Source organism: Exiguobacterium sp. UBA6282 (assembly GCF_002440475.1).
In the GTDB taxonomy this organism is placed as follows: domain Bacteria; phylum Bacillota; class Bacilli; order Exiguobacteriales; family Exiguobacteriaceae; genus Exiguobacterium_A.
Map to the genome: position 1 here is coordinate 1 of NZ_DJUM01000014.1, position 2,318 is coordinate 2,318.

Annotated in this window: 2 protein-coding genes; both read right to left on the bottom strand. The window is 46.8% G+C overall.

Annotated features, from left to right (window positions below):
- Positions 1-270: 270 nt before the first annotated feature.
- A complete protein-coding gene (locus B2751_RS03670; protein ID WP_290772944.1) occupies positions 271-1,089 on the bottom strand; it encodes a DUF2785 domain-containing protein in 819 nt (272 codons plus the stop codon).
- A gap of 59 nt (positions 1,090-1,148) precedes the next feature.
- Complete coding sequence (locus B2751_RS03675) at positions 1,149-2,066, bottom strand: proline dehydrogenase family protein (protein WP_087681312.1); 918 nt, start codon at positions 2,064-2,066, stop codon at positions 1,149-1,151.
- Positions 2,067-2,318 lie beyond the last annotated feature (252 nt).

Genomic DNA, 2,318 nt, shown 5'->3' on the forward strand with positions numbered 1-2,318 from the left:
AGTCGGGTGAAGACATGTGAGGAGGACGTACTCATTTGTTATCCAAAGAACTCAAAAGCGATCGATTTCCGTCAATGGAATCGATTGCTTTTGATATGAATTCATCTAGGACGAACTAGGCATCTTCGACTCCTACAGGAAAAGGAAGCATGCTAGATGCTTCCGTCAGGGAAGAGGAAGACCCGGCAAATCGCGTGGAATGCGAAATGCCGCGGCTTACTTCCCGCCTGAGGAAAGCGAAGATGCTGGGAACGTCCGGTATACTATGCTTCATCCTCCATGCGTTCGCTGATGTACCTGTCGCAACCACTCTTCAACCAAGACAAGACCCGATTGTTCTTCCCATTTCAGTCGGAAATAGAGTGTCTGTAGCATCTGCTTGATGTTACGATATGTCGTCCACTCCGCATCTCCCCATGTCACGTCACTCTCAAGCCACTCCTTAATATTACGTTCGATTCGTTGCAATAGGATATCTTCCGACAGTCCATGACGACAAGCTTGTAACCACGCCGTTACCATCCGGTCCGCTTCTTCATCGACATAGAGATAATCGGACCGCGTCAATTGACGAATCATCGCATCAATCGCTCCGAGTTCCTCCTGTGGACGACTCGCTGGGTGCGTAAACCAAACCGCATAGACATCTGCAATATGTGCCATGCTGTGTGCCCACCCCATTCCGTCAATGAATCCACGGACATCCTTTTCTTGCTCCAAATAGGTTTGTAAGTAAGTCGACAGCCGATTCAGCTGACTTTGCGTCAATAAGTGTCGGGTTTTGTCCATCACTAACAATTCAGCGAGTGCTAATGCTGAAAATGATCGCGTCAGAACAGCTGTTGTGTCCGCTGTTCCCATTCTATACATCAATCCATGCCCACTTAAAATAAAATCGAAAATTCGATTGGTGTCTTCTATCGTAAATGACTCTGATGCGATGTAGGTCGCTAACTGCGGATAGACCAATCCATCCCGCAACTCAGAATCCGTCGAACCGATATGTAGAAGCAACTCATCGAGTAACGCAGGTGTTACACTCGCGTCTTGTTGTAGCAGTTCTTTTAGCTGTTGTTCCGTTCGAGCCATTTTGTTCTCTCCCTTCTAAATTCAAAAAAGACGATGCAACGCTGCATCGTCTTCTTTACTTATCCTTTGACCATTCCTTTGAGAACGAAGGCAACGTTTGCCGGTCGTTCTGCTAAGCGGCGCATGAAGTAACCGTACCAGTCACGGCCATAAGGAACGTAGACACGGACTTTATAGCCTTGTTTGACGAGTTCGAGTTGACGCTCGACCCGGATGCCGAATAACATCTGGAATTCGAACTGGTCTTTTTCAATCCCGTTTTCTTTAGCGTGACGGATGACTTGCTCGATCATCGCATCGTCATGTGTTGCGACGGCAGCATAGTTTCCGAGTGATAATTGTAACTTCACGAGCTTGATGTAGTTGTGATCGACGTCTTCTTTTTCTGGGAACGCCACCGTTGCCGGCTCTTTATATGCCCCTTTAACGATCCGGAGATTCGTCTCGAAGCGACCGACGCGTTTGATATCATCTTCCGACCGGTAGAGGTATGACTGAATGACCGTACCGATGTTATCGAAAGATTGGCGCAATTCTTCAAACAGTTGAATCGTTTTTTCACAACGTGGCTCATCTTCCATGTCGATCGTGACGAAGACACCGAGTTCTTTTGCCCGTGTTAAAATCCGTTCCATGTTCGAACGAATCAAGTCGCCCGAGATATCAAGTCCGAGTGATGTCAGTTTCAACGAGAGTTGCGAGTCTAATTTTTCTTCCGCAATCATCTCAACCGCACGAATACATTCTTGTGTCATCATCTCTGCTTCCGCTACCGTCGAGATGAACTCCCCTAAATGGTCCATCGTGACGCATAATCCTTTTGCGTTCAATTCCTGGATCGCCCGTTTTGATGCTTCCAATGAATCCCCTGCCACGAAGCGACTTGCTCCGAATTTAAGCCCGTATCGCTTGGCGAGACCGTTCAATGTCTTGTTTTGCGATAAGAAGATAAAACCATCCCGTAGTACTTTTTCCATCACTCATGATTCCCCCTAAATAAATGCTAGGCTGTTTTACCGTATCGGTTCACATCTCTGCCTTTATATTATGACATAAAGCGCTTACATACGCTCTTTCTTTTGTTTATTTTTGAGAATCTGTTGTGCGACAAGTCCCACAGCAAAGAATAAGACATACAGACCGATCGCGAGGAAGAACTGCCACGAGAACGGATCACGAAGGCTTGAGCCGATATTGTTGTAAACGAACGCACCGGGAATGATCCCGAT

Coding starts and splice junctions, on each gene's coding strand:
- B2751_RS03670 (WP_290772944.1), bottom strand. CDS start 1,089: ATGGCTCGAACGGAACAACAGCTAAAAGAACTGCTACAACAAGACGCG.
- B2751_RS03675 (WP_087681312.1), bottom strand. CDS start 2,066: ATGGAAAAAGTACTACGGGATGGTTTTATCTTCTTATCGCAAAACAAG.